This is a genomic window from Polaromonas sp. P1_G2 (genome assembly GCF_056405515.1).
Genome location: NZ_JBFUBY010001565.1, coordinates 1 through 384, shown reverse-complemented (window position 1 = coordinate 384; position 384 = coordinate 1). Strand labels below are relative to the sequence as shown.

Sequence of the window (384 nt, the reverse complement as noted above, 5' to 3'; positions counted from 1 at the left end):
TCTCGCGCTCCTCCAAGAGGTCGAAATAGACCTTGCCGGTGCAGATCACCACACGGCGGATCTTCGAATCCTTCTGCAGCTTGATCGGGCCGTCCTTGATCACCTCGGCATCGTCCCAGAGCAGGCGATGGAACGAGGATTCACCGGCCAGTTCGGCAAGCGCCGACACCGCCCGCTTATGACGCAGCAGCGACTTCGGCGTCATCAGGATCAGCGGCTTGCGGAAGTCGCGCTTCATCTGCCGGCGCAGGATATGGAAATAGTTGGCCGGCGTCGTGCAGTTGGCAACCTGCATATTGTCTTCGGCGCAGAGTTGGAGGAAGCGCTCCAGGCGAGCCGAGGAGTGCTCAGGGCCCTGGCCTTCATAACCATGCGGCAACAGGC

1 pseudogene is annotated in these 384 nt (G+C 61.2%); it reads right to left on the bottom strand.

The features are described from left to right. Positions 1-384, bottom strand: a pseudogene (sucA, locus tag AC1D0P_RS31565) (2-oxoglutarate dehydrogenase E1 component); the annotation flags it as partial.